Raw genomic sequence first — 15,217 nt, 5'->3', positions numbered from 1 at the left:
CTTACTCCGCGATCACGACGCCGCGCGCGGTGGCTTCGTTGAATTCGCCGAAGAAGGGGTACTTGCCTGCCTGCAACGGGCCGATGAAGATCGACGCCTTCGCGCCGCCCGGGATGACCTTCTCGCGGTTGAGTTCGTGGCTCTCGAACTCCTCCGGCGTGCCGTCCTGGTTATGCACCACCAGCCTGACCTTCTGCCCTGCGGGTATGCGGACCTCGGCCGGTTCGAAGCGGTGGTTCCTGATCGTCAGCGGGATCTCCGCGGGATCGGCTGCGGCGGCAGCGAAGGGCAGGCACAGCAGGGCGAGGAGGGGCAGTCGTCTCATGTCGGGCTCCGGAGTTTTCACGAATGATAACGATTCGTATTCGAAAACGACCGCTGCGCCGGATTAATGTTTCTTAACCTTCGGGAGGTGGATCATCCGTCCTGTTCGAGGTGCTGCGCGAGCAGCCCTGCGGCCCGTTCGGACACGACGAGAATCAGCTTCATGCTCGCACGCGTGGCGCCGACGAAGAGCTTGCGCACCGCGAGCGGATCGAACTCCTCGAAGTCGATCTCGGTGAAGATCACGCACGGAGCGGCCTGGCCCTTGAAGCGGTACACCGAGTCGATGAGGAAGTCGCCGTCCGAATACACCGGGTTGCCGAGCAGGTCGTAGTGTCCGGTGAAGGCCTTCAGGCGGTGCGCGCCGAGGCGATCGTAGGGCGTGAACATCGAATGCTCGCGTCCGCGGAAAGTGATCGTCGCGATCATGTCGCGGCGAAATCCCTGTCCGATGGCACGCGTCATCGCGCGCTTGGTCGCGTCGATGAGCCCCGCCGGGTCGCTCCAGGTCAGGAACTCGACGTCCGAGCCGGTGAGCGGGCTGCCCGCCTCCAGCGCGTGCGGCAGCGGCAGCATGCGGTTCAGTGCCGACAGGATGTCGGTGGGGCTGCGGTAGTTGCGTTCGCTGGTGATGCGCACCCAGCCCGGCAGCTCGACGGGCGGGCGGTCGTACAGGTTCTGCAGCGGGTCCTCCAGCCACCATGCCCGTCCGCCGGGCCGCAGCAGGCGCAGCAGGGCGTCGCGCCACTCCGCGCGGAAGTCCTGTCCCTCGTCGACGATCAATTCGTCGAAGCGCCACGCCTCGCCCGCGTCGATTGCAGCGAAACGCTGCTCGATGCGCGAGAACGCGTCCGCCAGGCGGAAGTCGGGCACCTCGCCGCGGGCGCGCAGCACGCGGTCGCACAGCTGATGGTAGGTCGCAATCGCTCCCCCGGGCGGTGCGATCAGTGCGATATGGTCGGCGAGCGGGCGGTTGTAGCATACGTAGAGCGGCCGCCGCCCGGCAGCGAGCGCGTCGCGGAACACCGCCATCGCCAGTTGCGTCTTGCCGCTGCCCGCGGTGCCCGTGACGCGCAGGCGGAAGGGCTCCATCTCGATGCGACGCGCCCATTCGGCCAGTCCGCCGGCCAGCCGGGTGTAAAGCGCCTCGGCCTGTCCGACGATCGCGCTCACCTCGGGCACCAACTCGAGTTCGTCGGTGAGGAAGCGATGGATGTTGTCCAGCACCACGCGGTCGCGTAGTTCGTCGCGCAGCAGGCTCTGCACGATCGCCACGAGGTGCTCGCGGCGGCTCGCGTCGACAATGCGCGCCGGATCCACGCCGGCGCTGCCGGGCTGGCGCACCGTGTAGTCGGGGCAGTAGAGCAGGCTATCGATACGCGCCTTGTGGCCTTTCAGGAACGCGCCCAGGCGTTCGCGCAGGTGATCGGCACTGCGCGCCATCTGCACGCCGACGTTCTTCTTCGCCTTCGCGTAGGTCTTGACCAGGCCGTCCTGGGTTTCGTCGAGAAAGCCCGACTTTTGCTCGATCAGCAACACCCGGCCACTCGGGCCGACGACGACAAAGTCGATCTCGCCGAACAGCGCGTGATCGCGATTCACCCGCGTCCAGTGGATGCCGTGATACACCGCGTGGTCGTCGGGCAGCCCTGCCGCGAGCGTCGCGAGCGTCTCCAGTTCGCGCGCCAGCGTGCCGCTCGCGGGAATGCGTTGCCAGCCTTCGGGGTGGATGCGTGCCATCGGCGCGACCTCGGGAAGTCGGGGAGTGGGAATTATTGCATTGCCGTGCGACGGCGAGACGTGTCGAATGGCGGGTGGGTTTTATGCGAATGCCATCGCGCGGATTGCGTCGCAGCCGACGGTCCGAATGAACGCCCCATTTTGGTGCGTTGAAGTGCATGAATTTGCAGGAAATTAACCTTAATGTTGCCGTGGTTGTGACGTTAAGACCTGAACCCGGGCCGGCCGTTGTCCGTCCCGGAATTGCCGCAAAACCGGGGAGTCCAATAATGAGTGTCAAACACCGTCTGCTGGTCATGGTCGCCATCGCCCTCATCATGCTTGCCACGGTGATGGGGATCGCGCTCTACCGCATGAATCATCTGGCAAGTTTCCAGGATGACGGGTTCGCCCGCACGCAGACCCAGGCGCGCGCGGCAGAGGCCTCATGGCTGGGCGCCCAGTTCTATCAGATCTTCGCCGACACGATCATCAACCGCGACCTCGACGCAGCCAAAATGGATTTCGCAGCGCTGTACGCCGAGGCAGGCAGCGACCTGCAGCGGCTTGCCGAGGATGCCGACACGCCCGAGGAGAAGGCCGCGGTGGCCGCGGCGCGCAAGGACGTCGAGGCAATCGTCGCGCTGTTCGAGAAGCGCCTGCTGCCCGTGCTGAACGCCGACAATGAGGCCGATCCGGCGATCCGTGCGATCGACGACGAGGCCGATGCCACGGTGAGCCGCATTCGCGAGCAGCTGGCCAAGGTCGCGGAGTCGATGGGGCGCGAGGCAGTCGACGCCGACAAGCAATTCGACGAAGAGCGCAGCCGGACGCTGATCGAGATCGCGATCATCGCGGCGGCGGCGGCGATCGCGCTGGCCGTGTATGCGGCCTTCGTGCTGCGCTCCATCCTCAAGCCGCTGCAGATCGTGCAGGAAGCCGCCGAGCGCATCGCCAAGGGTGACCTGACGCACGCCTTCGAAGTCGACGGCCGCGACGAGCTGGCCACGGTGCTCGCGGCCTGTCAGATGATGCAGGGCAACCTGCGCGAGATCGCCTCGAGCCTGCAGGAGCACGCCGAGGGACTCGCGTCGATGAGCGAGGAGCTCGCGGCGACGACCACGCAGCTGTCCGGTTCGACCGAGCAGCAGTCGCAGGCGTCGTCGTCGATGGCGGCATCGGTCGAGGAAATGTCGGTGAGCATCTCGCAGGTCTCCGACCACGCCAGGGACGTGCGCAGCGCTGCCACCGAGTCGGGCCGCAAGTCCGCCGAGGGGCACGAGATCGTCACGCGCATGGTGGAAAGCGGCCGCGTCACTGCGTCCGCCGTGACCCACACGGCCGAGCAGATTCGCATGCTCGGCAGCTTCTCCGACCAGATCTCGTCCATCGTCGCGGTGATCCGCGACATCGCCGACCAGACCAACCTGCTGGCGCTCAATGCGGCGATCGAAGCGGCCCGCGCGGGCGAGCAGGGCCGCGGCTTTGCGGTGGTCGCCGACGAGGTGCGCAAGCTCGCCGAGCGCACCGGCAAGTCGACGCAGGAGATCACCGAGATGATCTCGCAGGTGCAGAACGTCACCCGCGACGCCGTCGCCAGCATGGAAAAGGTCGTCTCCCACATGGGCGACGTCGACGCCCTGTCGCGCGAGGCCGGGCATGCGATCAGCGCGCTCACCGACCAGGCGCGCCAGGTCGTCTCGGCCGTCGAGGACATCACCAGCGCGCTGCACGAGCAGTCCACCGCGAGCAACGAGATCGCACGCCGCGTCGAGCAGACCGCCCAGATGAGCGAGGAAAACAGCGCTGCGGTGAAGGAAACCGCAACCGCCGCGCACCAGCTCGAAGGCGTTGCGGCCCGGCTGCAGACCACGGCGGCGCGCTTCCGCCTCGCCTGAGTCGCGTGCGGCACGCGCTTGTCGTGTGCCGGCACCTGCACGATTCCTGATCACAATTCGCCCCCGGTGTGGCCGCGACGGTCCGCACCGGGGGCGCGGTCCTTTCGACGCCCGAGCAAATGCAAACGCCATTCGTCGGCTGCGACTGCGATATACAATGAGCAGTTGCACCATCGCCACTCATGTCCGCTTGCGGACCCATCAGCAGGAGTCTGTTCGTGAAGAAAGTTCTCGCCCTCGTCGTCGCCGCAATGCTCGGCTCCGTCGCCCCCGCAGCCTTTGCCCAGGATGCCGCCGTCAGGACCGTCGCCGCCGTGTATCAGGAAAAGGCCGAGCTGTCGGGCAAGGCGATCAAGGTCAATGGCAAGGTCGTCAAGGTCAACAACGGCATCATGGGGCGCAACTTCGTCCATGTGCGCGACGGTTCGGGTGATCAGGCCACCAACAACCTCATCGTCACGAGCAAGGACACGGCCGCCGTCGGCGACGAAGTCGTCGTCACCGGCAACGTCAAGCTCGACCGCGACTTCGGTTCCGGCTACATGTACCCGCTGCTGGTCGAGGACGCATCCATCACCAAGAAGTAAGGCTCCCGCGAAACTGACGCGTCCGTTTCGCTGCACTGCCCCGGGCGGCCGACGACGGCCGAACCGGGCAGACTGCCGATCAGGCCGGTACGCCCAGCACCACGTGCGAGGCCTTGATCACGGCCGTGGCGGCCACGCCCGGCTTCAGGCCCAGATCCCCCACCGCTTCCTTCGTCACGATCGCCGCGACCTCGGTGCCGCTCGCGAGCGTGATCACGACTTCCGCATTCACCGCACCCGGCGCGACCGACTTCACCGTGCCGGCGAGGCAGTTGCGCGCCGACAGGCGCACGTCGCCTGCGTCGGTCATCACCATGACCCACGGCGCCTTCACCAGCGCCACGACCTCGCTGCCGGTGGCGATACCCAGGGATTTCACGCTCTCCATCGTGATGATCGCGACGAGCCGGTCGCTGCCGCCAAGGGCGAGCTCGACCTCGGCATTCACGCTGCCGGGACGCAGGGCGCTGACCGTCCCGCGAAAAACATTGCGTGCGCTGACTCTCATGGCGGGATTCCTTGTCGTCTTCGTTCGTGAGGATTGTCGGATGTGTCACTCGTTGTATCATTGGCTACATATAAAATGATCGCCGGCAAGCCCGATCATCGGCGCAAACACTATACGGCGCCAGAAGATGCAGCCGCAATCATGACGCCAAGCGTATTTCGCACGAGATTCGCTATATAGCGAATAACATATAAACGGAGGTGTCACGATGAACAATCCGGGTCCGCACCGATTCATCGGTCACCTCGCGATCGAGGCCGACATGGGCGCGGCCCTGTCGGACACCCGCATCCGTCTGCTCGAAGAGATCGACCGGCGCGGCTCGATCAGCCAGGCCGCGAAGGCCGTGCCGCTGTCGTACAAGGCGGCGTGGGACGCGGTCGACGCCGTGAACAACCTCGCCCCCGAGCCGCTCGTCGTGCGCGTCACGGGCGGGCGCCAGGGGGGCGGCACGCAGCTCACCGAATACGGCCGGCGTGTCGTCGCGATGTTCCGCGCGCTCGAGATCGAATACCAGGCGACGCTCGACCGCCTCGCCGCGCGCCTCGGCGACATCGGGCCGGTCGGCATCCGGGAGTTCCAGATGCTGATCCAGCGCATGTCGATGAAGACCAGCGCGCGTAACCAGTTCACGGGCCCGATCACAGGGCTGCGCGACGGCGGTGTGGATTACGAGGTGCGTCTGCGCCTCGACCGCGACTCGGAGATCGTCGCCGTGATCACCAAGGCAAGCGCCGAGAACCTGGGGCTCGCGATCGGCAAGGAGGTGTGCGCGCTGGTGAAGTCCTCATCGGTGCTGCTGATGACCGACGGCGACCTGCACATCACCGCGCGCAACCGCCTGTGGGGCGAGGTCGCGGCGATCCACGAGGGCTCGGTCAATGACGAGGTGACGCTGCAGCTGCTGTCCGGGCGCAGCGTCACGGCGGTCGTCACGCACGGCAGCTGCGAGGCCCTCGGGCTCGCGGTGGGCGTGCGGGCGTGTGCGATCTTCAAGTCATCGAGCGTGATCCTTGCGACCTGGGACTGAATCCGTCGCCGGGTTCGAACCGATTTCAGTTTCCATCCACTGGCACCGAGTACCGATGAGAGCCATCCTCGCCCGCTTGCTGTGCGCCGCCGCCGCCGTGCTGTCATGCGCGGCCGCACAGGCTGCCGAAGTCAGCGTCGCCGTCGCCGCGAACTTCACCGCGCCGATGCAGAAGATCGCCGCCGTGTTCGAGCGCGACACCGGCCACAAGGCCCGGCTTGCCTTCGGCGCGACCGGCAAGTTCTACGCGCAGATCAGGAACGGCGCCCCTTTCGAGCTCTTCCTCTCTGCCGACGACACGACGCCGGCGAAACTGGAGGAGGATGGCTCGGCGGTTGCCGGCAGCCGTTTCACCTATGCGATTGGCAAGCTGGTGCTGTGGTCGGCGCAAGCGGGCGTCGTCGACGACCAGGGCGAGGTGCTGAAACGCGGCGCCTTCGCCCATCTCGCGGTAGCGAACCCCAAGACCGCGCCCTACGGCGCGGCGGCGCTGGAGGTGCTGCGCAAGCTGGGCGTGGCCGAGGCGCTTGCACCTAAGCTCGTCACCGGCGAGAACATCGCGCAGACGCATCAGTTCGTCGCCACCGGTAACGCCGAACTGGGCTTCGTCGCTCTGTCGCAGGTGTGGGCCGAAGGCAGGTTGAGCGGCGGCTCGGCCTGGCTGGTGCCCGCCGAACTGCACGCGCCGTTGCGCCAGGATGCGGTGATCCTCGCCAAGGGGCGCGACAATCCGGCGGCGCGGGCGCTCGTGGAGTACTTGCGCGGTGCGAAGGCTGCCGCGATCATCAAGTCCTACGGTTACGGACAGTGAGACGCCGGGAATGATGCCGAGCGCGGCCGACTTCGCTGCGATCCGCCTGACGCTGGAGCTTGCGGCGGTGACTACCGCGATCCTGCTCGTGGTCGGCACGCCGCTCGCGTGGTGGCTCGCGCGCACCCGCTCGCGCCTCAAAGGCGTGATCGGCGCGGTCGTCGCGTTGCCGCTGGTGCTGCCGCCGACCGTGATCGGTTTCTACCTGCTCGTGACGATGGGGCCGCATGGCCCCATCGGGCAGCTCACGCAGGCGCTGGGAATCGGCCTGCTGCCCTTCAGTTTCGCGGGCCTCGTCGTGGGCTCCGTGTTCTATTCGCTGCCCTTCGTCGTGCAGCCGCTGCAGCAGGCCTTCGAGGCGATCGGCGAGCGGCCGCTGGAGGTCGCCGCGACCTTGCGTGCGGGCGCGCTCGACACCTTCTTCAGCGTCGTGCTGCCGCTCGCGCGGCCCGGTTTCGTCACCGCGGCGGTGCTGGGCTTCGCGCACACCGTCGGCGAGTTCGGCGTGGTGCTGATGATTGGCGGCAATATCCCGGAGAAGACGCGCGTCGTGTCGGTGCAGATCTACGACCACGTCGAGGCGCTCGAATACGCACAGGCGCACTGGCTGTCGGCGGGCATGTTGGCGTTCAGCTTCCTCGTGCTGTTCCTGCTGCATAGCCGCAAGAGTGGGGGCGTGCGATGACGGCTCCGTCCGCGGTGGCTCCCGCCGCCGGCATCGACGCACGGTTCCGCCTGGCGTGGTCCGGTTTCGTGCTGGATGCCGCGCTGCAGCTGCCCGGGCGCGGCGTGAGCGCGCTGTTCGGCCATTCAGGGTCCGGCAAGACGACGCTGCTGCGCTGCCTGGCGGGCCTGGAACGCTCCACCGACGGCTATCTCGCGGTGCGCGGCGAGGTATGGCAGGACGACACGCGCGGCGTGTTCGTGCCGACCCATCGCCGCCCGCTCGGCTACGTGTTCCAGGAGGCGAGCCTTTTCCCGCATCTGTCGGTGCGGCGCAACCTCGAATTCGGCCTGAAGCGGGTCGCCGCGGCCGAGCGCCGCGTGTCGCTCGATCACGCCATCGCGCTCCTCGGCATCGAGCCGCTGCTCGAGCGCATGCCGGAGCGGCTGTCGGGCGGCGAGCGCCAGCGCGTCGCGATCGCGCGCGCGCTGGCGACCAGTCCGCGCCTGCTGCTGATGGACGAGCCGCTGGCCGCCCTCGATGCGCAGCGCAAGGCCGAGATCCTGCCCTACCTCGAGCGCCTGCACGGCGAGCTGGACATCCCGGTCGTGTACGTGAGCCATGCGCCGGAGGAGGTCGCGCGGCTGGCCGATCACGTGGTGTTGTTGCGCGATGGGCGGGTGCTCGCGGCGGGCGCAATCGAGGAGGTGATGCCCCGTCTCGACCTGCCTTTCGCACACGACGAGGAGGCCTTCGTGGTGGTCGATGCGCAGGTGGCCGGGCGCGACGAGCGTTTTGCGCTGACGCGCCTCGAATTCGGCGGCCTGCCGCTGTGGATCACCGGGCTGGACGCCCCGCTCGGGGCGCAGGTGCGCGCCCGCGTGCTGGCGCGCGACGTCAGCCTCGCGCTCGCGGAGCGCCATGATTCGAGCATTCTCAACGTGCTGCCGGCGCGCGTGGTGTCGCTCGACGATGGGAGCCCCGGCCGCACGCTGGTGCGCCTGGACGTCGCCGGCCGCGCGCTGCTCGCGCGCATCACGACGCGCTCGGCGGTGCAGATGGGCATCGAGCCGGGCATGGAGCTGTTCGCGCAGGTGAAGGGCGTCGCGCTGCTGCGCTAGGGCGAGCTGCGCAGGCCGCGTTAAACTGTCGGACCGTTCAACCCGACTTCCTCCCCGCCATGATCCAGCTGCGAATCGTCCCGGTGACCCCCTTCGAGCAGAACTGCAGCATCGTGTGGTGCGACAGGACGATGAGGGGGGCGGTGGTCGATCCGGGCGGCGACCTGGAGCGCATCCGTGCCGCGGCCGACAAGCTCGGCGTGACGATAGAGAAGCTGCTGATCACGCACGGCCACATCGACCACGCGGGCGGCACGGCGAAGCTCGCGCGCGAGCTGGGCGTGCCGGTCGAGGGGCCGCAGGAGGAAGACCGCTTCTGGATCGCCGGGATGCCGCAGCAGAGCAAGATGTTCGGCTTTCCCGACGTCGAGGCCTTCGAGCCGGATCGCTGGCTGCACGACGGCGACACCGTGACGGTCGGCGAGGAGAGCTTCCGCGTGATCCACGCGCCCGGCCATACGCCCGGCCACGTCGTGTTCTTCCATGCCGACGCGCGACTCGCGATCGTTGGCGACGTGCTGTTCGCGGGCTCGATCGGCCGAACCGATTTCCCCAAGGGCGACCACGCGACCCTGATTCATTCGATCCGGGAGAAGCTCTTCCCGCTCGGCGACGACGTCACCTTCGTGCCGGGCCACGGCCCGACCTCGACCTTCGGTGACGAGCGGCAGAGCAACCCGTACGTCGGCGATTACGCCTGAGTTCCGCTCCGGAGCCACCGGCAACGAAATACCGGGCTGAGCCGGTCGAAGCCCTTCGACGGGCTCAGCCCGAACGGCTGGGAGCTGCCTAGCCGCGCTGCTTCAGCGCGTCGCGGATCTCGCGCAGCAGCTTGATGTCTTCCGGCTCCGGCGCGGGCTCGGGCGGCGGTGCCGGCGGTTCGGCGCGCTTGAGGCGGTTTATGGCCTTGATCGCGACGAAGATCGCGAATGCGATGATGATGAAGTCGATCGTGGTGTTGATGAAGGCGCCGTATTTCACCAGCGGCGCGCCGGCCTTCTCTGCCGCTTCCATCGTTTCGAAGGTCTTGTCGCCGAGATTGATGTAGAGATGCTTGAAATCGACGCCGCCGAGCATGCGGCCGACGATGGGCATGATCACGTCCTTGACCAGCGAATCGACGATCTTGCCGAAGGCGCCGCCGATGATCACGCCGACCGCCAGGTCGACGACGTTGCCGCGCATGGCGAACTCTTTGAACTCGCGCAGGAAACTCATTCTCGATAACCTCCCCGGGTGGTGGATGTGCCGCGGCACGGCGCGTCGGCCGTGTCGATGCGGCTAGTGTGCCATTTTTTGCGGCCATCGCGTGGAGGCCGCGATTTTCATCCGGAATAGTCGCGCGTGCTGCGCGATGCCTTACATCCGCGCGCGGAACACCGGCAGGCGCCAGCCGAAGCGAATCGCCGAGAGCCGCATCGCGAGGACGACCGAGCCGGCGAGCAGGGCCGCCCAGGTGTGCGCGACCTCGAACTCGGACAGCGCGACGAGGAGCAGCGCGCCGACCCAGGACGCGGTGGCGTACAGTTCGCCGCTGAACACCAGTGGCACCTCGTTGCACAGCACGTCGCGCACGATGCCGCCGAAGGCGCCGGTGATGACGCCCATCAGGCTGGCGACCAGCCAGGGCGCGTCGAGCGCGAGCGCCGCCTGGGTGCCGCTCACCGTGAACAGCGCGAGGCCGATCGCGTCGGGCAGCAGGAACAGGCGGGCCGGCAGGCACGTCACGCGCGCGAGGGCGAAGGCCGCGAGACTCGCCAGCAGGGCGGCGACGAGGTAGCTCTGGTCGGCGATCCAGAAAACCTGCCGGTCGAGCAGCATGTCGCGCAGCGAGCCGCCGCCGAGTGCCGCGGCGAGGGCGACGACGACCATGCCGAAGAGGTCGAAGCGCTTGTTGCCCGCTTCCAGCACGCCCGCGGCGGCCTGGGCGGCGACACCGGCGAGGCCAATGCCATAAACGAGGGTGTCGATGGGACGCATCGGACGAGCATAGCATTGCCGTGCGGCCGATCGCAGCGGCCGCGCGCAGCGTGCAAGGCACGGCGGGCTTGGCATAATCGCGCTTTGCCTCCGCCGGCAGCCCCTTCTTCCGGGAAACACATGCCTTTGTCGCCGTCCGCCAGTACCTCGCCGCTGCATCGATGACCGCTGAGACCCTGATCCAGGTCCTGGCGAGTGGCGTCGCGACCGGTTGCGTCTACGGGCTGGTCGCGCTGTCCTTCGTGCTGATCTACAAGGCGACCGGGGCGGTGAGTTTCATGCAGGGTGAGCTCCTCATGCTCGGCGCTTTCGTGGTGCTGGCATTGCACGAGGCGGCGGGCCTGCCGCTCGCCGCCGCGGTCGTGCTCGGTATCGCCGCGCTGGCGGCCTTTGGGGCGCTGCTCGAGCGCACGGTGCTGCGTCGCACGCTGGGGCCGGCGCACCTCACGGCCTTACTGCTGACCTTCGGGCTGGGGATGGTGATGCGTGGCACGGTCGGCGCGGTGCCGGCGGCGAGCCACGCGATGCATCGCCTGCCGCTGCCCTTCGCCGGCGAGAGCGTGCAGTGGGGAGGCGTGGCGCTGGCCGCCGAACACCTGGCGGTGATTGCCGCCACCGGGTTGCTGGCCGGGGCGCTGACGCTGTTCTTCCGCCGCACGCGCGCGGGGTTGGCCTTGCGCGCGTGTTCGGAGAACTCGGACATCGCGGCGTTGATGGGGGTGTCGGTGGCGGGCATGCACACGCTGGCATGGTCGCTCGGCGCCGGCCTCGCGGCGGTCGCCGGGGTGCTGCTGGCACCGGTGACCTTCGTCCATCCGAACATGGGCCTGGTCGCGCTGAAGGCGTTTCCGGCCGCGGTGCTGGGGGGCATGGCGAGTCTGCCGGGAGCGCTTGCGGGCGGGGTGTTTCTCGGCGTGGTCGAGGCGCTCGCGGGGCTGGTGCTGCCCGAAGGAGCGAAGGACGTCGTGCCCTATCTGCTGATGATGGCGGTGCTGCTGCTTTTCCCCGGTGGTTTCGCGGCCGGCCTGCGGGGGCGGCCGTGAGTCGGGGGTGCGCCGGCCCGGCTGCCACACGCGGCCCGCGCACGCTCGCGGCGGCGGCTGCAATCACGGCCCTTGCCGCGCTCGCCTTGTGGGGGCTGGGCGTGGACTACGCGCTCGCGCAGGCGGCCTTCGTGGCGACCTGGGCGATCGCGGGACTGGGGGTGGTCCTCATCGTCGGGCAGTGCGGCCAGGTTTCGCTGGGCCAAGGTGCGCTGCTCGGGCTGGGGGCGTACGCGCAGGCAGTGCTCGCGCTGCGCGGCGTGCCGGCGCCGCTGTCCTTGCCGCTTGCGCTTGCGCTGGGTGCGGCTGGCGGCTGGCTGGCGAGCCTGCCCGCGCGGCGGCTGGGCGGGCTGTATTTCGCGATGAGCACGCTGGCCTTCGCGCTGGTGGTCGAGGAGGCGCTGGTACGCTGGGAGTCCCTGACCCGCGGCGCGGCGGGGCTTGCGGTGCCGCCGTTGATGCTAGGCGGGTGGGTGGCGGACACCTCGCTCGCGCAGGCTCTGGTCGCCTGCGTCGCGCTAGGGCTGGCGTGGCTCGCCTGCCGGCGCTGGCTGGCGTCGCGGCTGGGGCGGGCGTGGCGCGCGGTGCGTGAGGACGAGATTGCGGCTGCGGCGGCGGGCATCGACGTCGCGCGCGCGAAAACGCTCGCCTTCGTGCTGGGCGGAGGGCTGTCGGGGCTGGCCGGCGCGCTGTATGCGCACTGGATCGGTTTCGTGAGTCCGGAGCAGTTCGGGCTGATGCTGTCGTTCGAGTTGCTGATGCTGGCCTTCATCGGTGGCGCGCGGCACTTGTCCGGCGCGTTGTGGGGGGCGCTGGTGGTCGTGGCCCTGCCGCAGGGGGTGTCGCTGGCGGTGGAGCACCTGCCAGCCGGCCTGGCGGGCGCGGCGGGTATCGAAACGGCGCTGTTCGGTGCCGTGCTGGTCGTCCTGGTGTTGCTGCGCCCGGGTGGCCTCGTCGGTTCGCGTTGAGCGGCCAGGGCCTTCCCGCGCCAACGCGCCGTTCCAGGAGGTGGTGGTGGGCATGAGTCGGGGACGTCGCGTGGCCGTGAACGCAGGGCTTCGCGGATAATCGCATGGTGGCGCCACCCGGGCGCCGGGAGCCTCCATGAATCTCATCCATCGTGTTTTCGTCGTGCTGGGCATCGCCTTCGCGTCTGCCGCCGCCGCGCAGGCGCCGGGTGTCACCGAGAGCGAGATCGTCATCGGCAGCATCCAGGACCTGTCGGGGCCGATCGCACTGCTCGGCGCGCCGGTGCGCGACGGCATGCAGATGCGCTTCGACGACGCCAACGCCGCCGGCGGCGTGCATGGCAGGAAGCTGCGCCTGGTCGTCGAGGACGCCGGTTACGACCCGAAGAAGGGCGTGCTCGCCGCGCGCAAGCTCGTCCAGCGCGACAAGGTCTTCGCCTTCCTCGCCAACCTCGGCACGCCGGTGGTGATGGCGACCATGCCGCTGATCGTGGACGCCGGCCGGCCGCACCTTTTCCCCTTCTCGCCGCACGAATCGACATACTCGCCGCGCCACCCGCTGAAATTCCAGGTGTTCGCGCCCTATCAGGACTACATGGACGCGGCCACCCGCCACATGGTGCAGACGCACGGCTACGAGCGCACCTGCCTGCTGTACCAGGACGACGACTACGGCCTGGAGGTGATGAAGGGCGTGGAGGCGGGGCTGGCGAAGTTGCAGCAGCCGCTCGTCGAGAAGACCAGCTACAAGCGCGGCGCGACCGACTTCTCCAGCCAGGTCGCGCGCCTGCGCGGCGCGGGTTGCGATTTCGTGGTGCTGGCGACGGTCGTGCGCGAGACCGTCGCGGCCGTGTCCGAGGCGCGCCGCACGGGCTGGAACGTCGACATGCTCGTGACCGCGTCGGGCTATTCGGCGCAGACGCACGAACTGGGCGGCAAGGCGGTCGAGGGCCTGTACGGCGTCACCGTGCTGCCGCACCCCTACGAGGCGGGCGCGAACGGGCAGCTCGCCGACTGGATCCGCCGCTACCGCGAACGCTTCGGCGCCACGCCCAACGTGTGGAGCGCGATGGGCTACACGGTCGCCGACCTCTTCGTGAAGGCCGCGGACAAGGCCGGGCGCGATCTCACCGTCGAGGGCTTCACCGCCGCGCTGGAAACGCTGCATACCCCGCGCGACTTCTTCGGCGGCCCGGAGTATCGTTTCAGTCGCGACGACCACCTCGGCAACCGCCACGGCCGCATCGCACAGATCCGGGACGGCCGCTGGACGATCCTGACCGACTACCTGAAGTGAGAATCCCTCCCCGATGAGCCCCGCCGCCCCGCAGACCGTCGCCGTCGCCTTCACCGGCGCCTCGGGCATGCCCTACGGGATGCGTCTCGTCGAATGCCTGCTCGCCGCCGGCTGCACGGTGTGGCTGCTGTACTCGCAGGTCGCGCAGATCGTCGCGCGCCAGGAGATGAACCTCGAGCTGCCCTCGCGCCCGGCGGAGGTCGAGGCGCAGCTCGCTGCGCGCTTCCAGGCCGCGCAGGGCCAGCTGCGCGTGTTCGGCCGCGAGGAATGGTTCGCGCCGCTCGCCTCCGGCTCCAACCCCGCCGACGCGATGGTCGTGTGCCCGTGCACAATGGGCACGCTCGCCGGGATCGCCGCGGGGCTCTCGCAGAACCTCATCGAGCGCGCCGCCGACGTCGCGATCAAGGAAGGGCGCAAGCTGGTGTTGGTGCCACGCGAGACGCCGTTCTCGGCGATCCACCTCGAGAACATGCTCAAGCTCGCGCGCCTGGGCGTCGTGATCCTGCCGCCCAGCCCCGGCTTCTACAATCACCCGCAGACGGTCGGCGAGATGGTCGATTTCGTCGTCGCGCGCGTGCTCGATCAGATCCGCGTGCCGCACCGCCTGATGCAGCGCTGGGGCGAGGCGGACGGGGAGGGCGCGTGATGGAGCATGCGGGCCTGCTGCCACTCTTTCCGCTGCAGACGGTGCTCTTTCCCGGCGCACTGTTGCCGCTGCACGTGTTCGAGGCGCGCTACATGGACCTCGCGACGCGCTGCCTGAAGGAGGGCACGGTGTTCGGCGTGAACCTGATCGCGGAAGGCCACGAGGTCGGCGCTCCGGCGCGGCCTTATGAAGTCGGCGTGAGCGCGCGCATCGTCGAATGGGATGTCGCCAAGCCCGGCACGCTGGACATCGTCACGCGCGGCGAGCGCCGCTACCGCGTGCTGCGCTCCGAGCACGGCGCCAACGGCCTGCTGCTCGGCGAGGTCGAATGGCTCGCCGAGGCGCCGCACCGGGCCATTCCCGACAACTGCCAGCCCCTGGTCGCGCTGCTGCGCGCGATCGTCGAGGATGCGGGCCGCGCGCGCCTGCCCGAGCCGCACGAGTTCGAGGATGCCGGCTGGGTCGGACTGCGCTTCGCGGAGGTGCTGCCGATCCCGGCCCAGGCCAAGCAGGCGCTGCTGGAGCTGGACGACCCGACCGACCGCCTGGAGATCATCCGCCAGTTCCTCGATCAGCGCGGCCTGCTCGCGGAGCGCGTGAAGGCGTCGAAGGGCAGCTGAG

17 protein-coding genes are annotated in these 15,217 nt (G+C 68.7%); 12 read left to right on the top strand and 5 right to left on the bottom strand.

Annotated elements, in window-relative coordinates:
* Nucleotide 1 precedes the first annotated feature (1 nt).
* Nucleotides 2-325 carry a cupredoxin domain-containing protein gene (locus ToN1_RS11655; RefSeq protein ID WP_169206533.1) on the bottom strand — a complete coding sequence of 108 codons (324 nt, stop codon included), beginning with the start codon at nucleotides 323-325 and terminating at the stop codon, nucleotides 2-4.
* A gap of 92 nt (nucleotides 326-417) precedes the next feature.
* Entirely contained in the window at nucleotides 418-2,064 is a 1,647-nt protein-coding gene (locus ToN1_RS11650) for an ATP-binding domain-containing protein (RefSeq protein WP_169206534.1), read from the bottom strand.
* 269 nt (nucleotides 2,065-2,333) lie between these two features.
* Between ToN1_RS11650 and ToN1_RS11645 the strand changes: the two genes are divergently transcribed.
* Together ToN1_RS11645 and ToN1_RS11640 are read left to right on the top strand one after the other, a co-directional pair.
* Nucleotides 2,334-3,941 carry a methyl-accepting chemotaxis protein gene (locus ToN1_RS11645; RefSeq protein WP_169206535.1) on the top strand — a complete coding sequence of 536 codons (1,608 nt, stop codon included), beginning with the start codon at nucleotides 2,334-2,336 and terminating at the stop codon, nucleotides 3,939-3,941.
* A gap of 218 nt (nucleotides 3,942-4,159) precedes the next feature.
* Nucleotides 4,160-4,528 (top strand): hypothetical protein, encoded by a 369-nt coding sequence (locus ToN1_RS11640; protein WP_244861033.1) that lies wholly within the window; start codon nucleotides 4,160-4,162, stop codon nucleotides 4,526-4,528.
* 79 nt (nucleotides 4,529-4,607) lie between these two features.
* On the opposite strand, the gene ToN1_RS11635 is transcribed toward ToN1_RS11640, so the two are convergent.
* Nucleotides 4,608-5,036: a TOBE domain-containing protein gene (locus ToN1_RS11635; protein WP_169206537.1), complete on the bottom strand. Its 429-nt coding sequence runs from the start codon at nucleotides 5,034-5,036 to the stop codon at nucleotides 4,608-4,610.
* Between the two features lie 208 nt (nucleotides 5,037-5,244).
* On the opposite strand from ToN1_RS11635, the gene ToN1_RS11630 reads away from it, so the two are divergent.
* Genes ToN1_RS11630 through ToN1_RS11610 form a run of 5 tightly spaced genes read left to right on the top strand, consistent with a single transcriptional unit; the run spans nucleotide 5,245 to nucleotide 9,363 of the window.
* The gene (locus tag ToN1_RS11630) at nucleotides 5,245-6,066 is read left to right on the top strand and encodes a TOBE domain-containing protein (protein ID WP_169206538.1); all 822 of its coding nucleotides are present in this window, start codon (nucleotides 5,245-5,247) and stop codon (nucleotides 6,064-6,066) included.
* Nucleotides 6,067-6,121: 55 nt separating this feature from the next.
* Nucleotides 6,122-6,877: a molybdate ABC transporter substrate-binding protein gene (modA, locus tag ToN1_RS11625; RefSeq protein WP_169206539.1), complete on the top strand. Its 756-nt coding sequence runs from the start codon at nucleotides 6,122-6,124 to the stop codon at nucleotides 6,875-6,877.
* A 13-nt stretch (nucleotides 6,878-6,890) separates the two neighbouring features.
* On the top strand, nucleotides 6,891-7,562 hold the full coding sequence (modB, locus tag ToN1_RS11620) for a molybdate ABC transporter permease subunit (RefSeq protein ID WP_169206585.1): 672 nt from the start codon (nucleotides 6,891-6,893) through the stop codon (nucleotides 7,560-7,562).
* A complete protein-coding gene (gene modC / locus ToN1_RS11615; RefSeq protein ID WP_169206540.1) occupies nucleotides 7,559-8,662 on the top strand; it encodes a molybdenum ABC transporter ATP-binding protein in 1,104 nt (367 codons plus the stop codon). The genes modB and modC overlap by 4 nt, the downstream gene beginning before the upstream one ends.
* A 59-nt stretch (nucleotides 8,663-8,721) precedes the next feature.
* Nucleotides 8,722-9,363 (top strand): MBL fold metallo-hydrolase, encoded by a 642-nt coding sequence (locus ToN1_RS11610; RefSeq protein WP_169206541.1) that lies wholly within the window; start codon nucleotides 8,722-8,724, stop codon nucleotides 9,361-9,363.
* A gap of 88 nt (nucleotides 9,364-9,451) precedes the next feature.
* On the opposite strand, the gene mscL is transcribed toward ToN1_RS11610, so the two are convergent.
* Both mscL and ToN1_RS11600 read right to left on the bottom strand, forming a co-directional pair.
* The gene (gene mscL / locus ToN1_RS11605) at nucleotides 9,452-9,880 is read right to left on the bottom strand and encodes a large conductance mechanosensitive channel protein MscL (RefSeq protein ID WP_169206542.1); all 429 of its coding nucleotides are present in this window, start codon (nucleotides 9,878-9,880) and stop codon (nucleotides 9,452-9,454) included.
* 141 nt (nucleotides 9,881-10,021) lie between these two features.
* Nucleotides 10,022-10,642, bottom strand: coding sequence for a trimeric intracellular cation channel family protein (locus tag ToN1_RS11600; RefSeq protein ID WP_169206543.1), 621 nt, complete (start codon nucleotides 10,640-10,642; stop codon nucleotides 10,022-10,024).
* A 161-nt stretch (nucleotides 10,643-10,803) separates the two neighbouring features.
* On the opposite strand from ToN1_RS11600, the gene ToN1_RS11595 reads away from it, so the two are divergent.
* From ToN1_RS11595 to ToN1_RS11575, 5 genes are all read left to right on the top strand, one after another.
* A complete protein-coding gene (locus ToN1_RS11595; RefSeq protein ID WP_169206544.1) occupies nucleotides 10,804-11,685 on the top strand; it encodes a branched-chain amino acid ABC transporter permease in 882 nt (293 codons plus the stop codon).
* A gap of 62 nt (nucleotides 11,686-11,747) precedes the next feature.
* Nucleotides 11,748-12,653 (top strand): branched-chain amino acid ABC transporter permease, encoded by a 906-nt coding sequence (locus ToN1_RS11590; RefSeq protein WP_169206586.1) that lies wholly within the window; start codon nucleotides 11,748-11,750, stop codon nucleotides 12,651-12,653.
* Between the two features lie 136 nt (nucleotides 12,654-12,789).
* A complete protein-coding gene (locus tag ToN1_RS11585) occupies nucleotides 12,790-13,950 on the top strand; it encodes an ABC transporter substrate-binding protein (protein WP_169206545.1) in 1,161 nt (386 codons plus the stop codon).
* Nucleotides 13,951-13,963: 13 nt separating this feature from the next.
* A complete protein-coding gene (locus tag ToN1_RS11580; protein ID WP_169206546.1) occupies nucleotides 13,964-14,596 on the top strand; it encodes a flavin prenyltransferase UbiX in 633 nt (210 codons plus the stop codon).
* On the top strand, nucleotides 14,596-15,216 hold the full coding sequence (locus ToN1_RS11575) for an LON peptidase substrate-binding domain-containing protein (RefSeq protein WP_169206587.1): 621 nt from the start codon (nucleotides 14,596-14,598) through the stop codon (nucleotides 15,214-15,216). Before ToN1_RS11580 ends, ToN1_RS11575 begins: the two co-directional genes overlap by 1 nt.
* Nucleotide 15,217: the final 1 nt, after the last annotated feature.

It is taken from the genome of Aromatoleum petrolei, from assembly GCF_017894385.1.
In the GTDB taxonomy this organism is placed as follows: Bacteria; Pseudomonadota; Gammaproteobacteria; order Burkholderiales; family Rhodocyclaceae; genus Aromatoleum; species Aromatoleum petrolei.
This window is presented reverse-complemented; position numbering and strand designations above follow the sequence as displayed.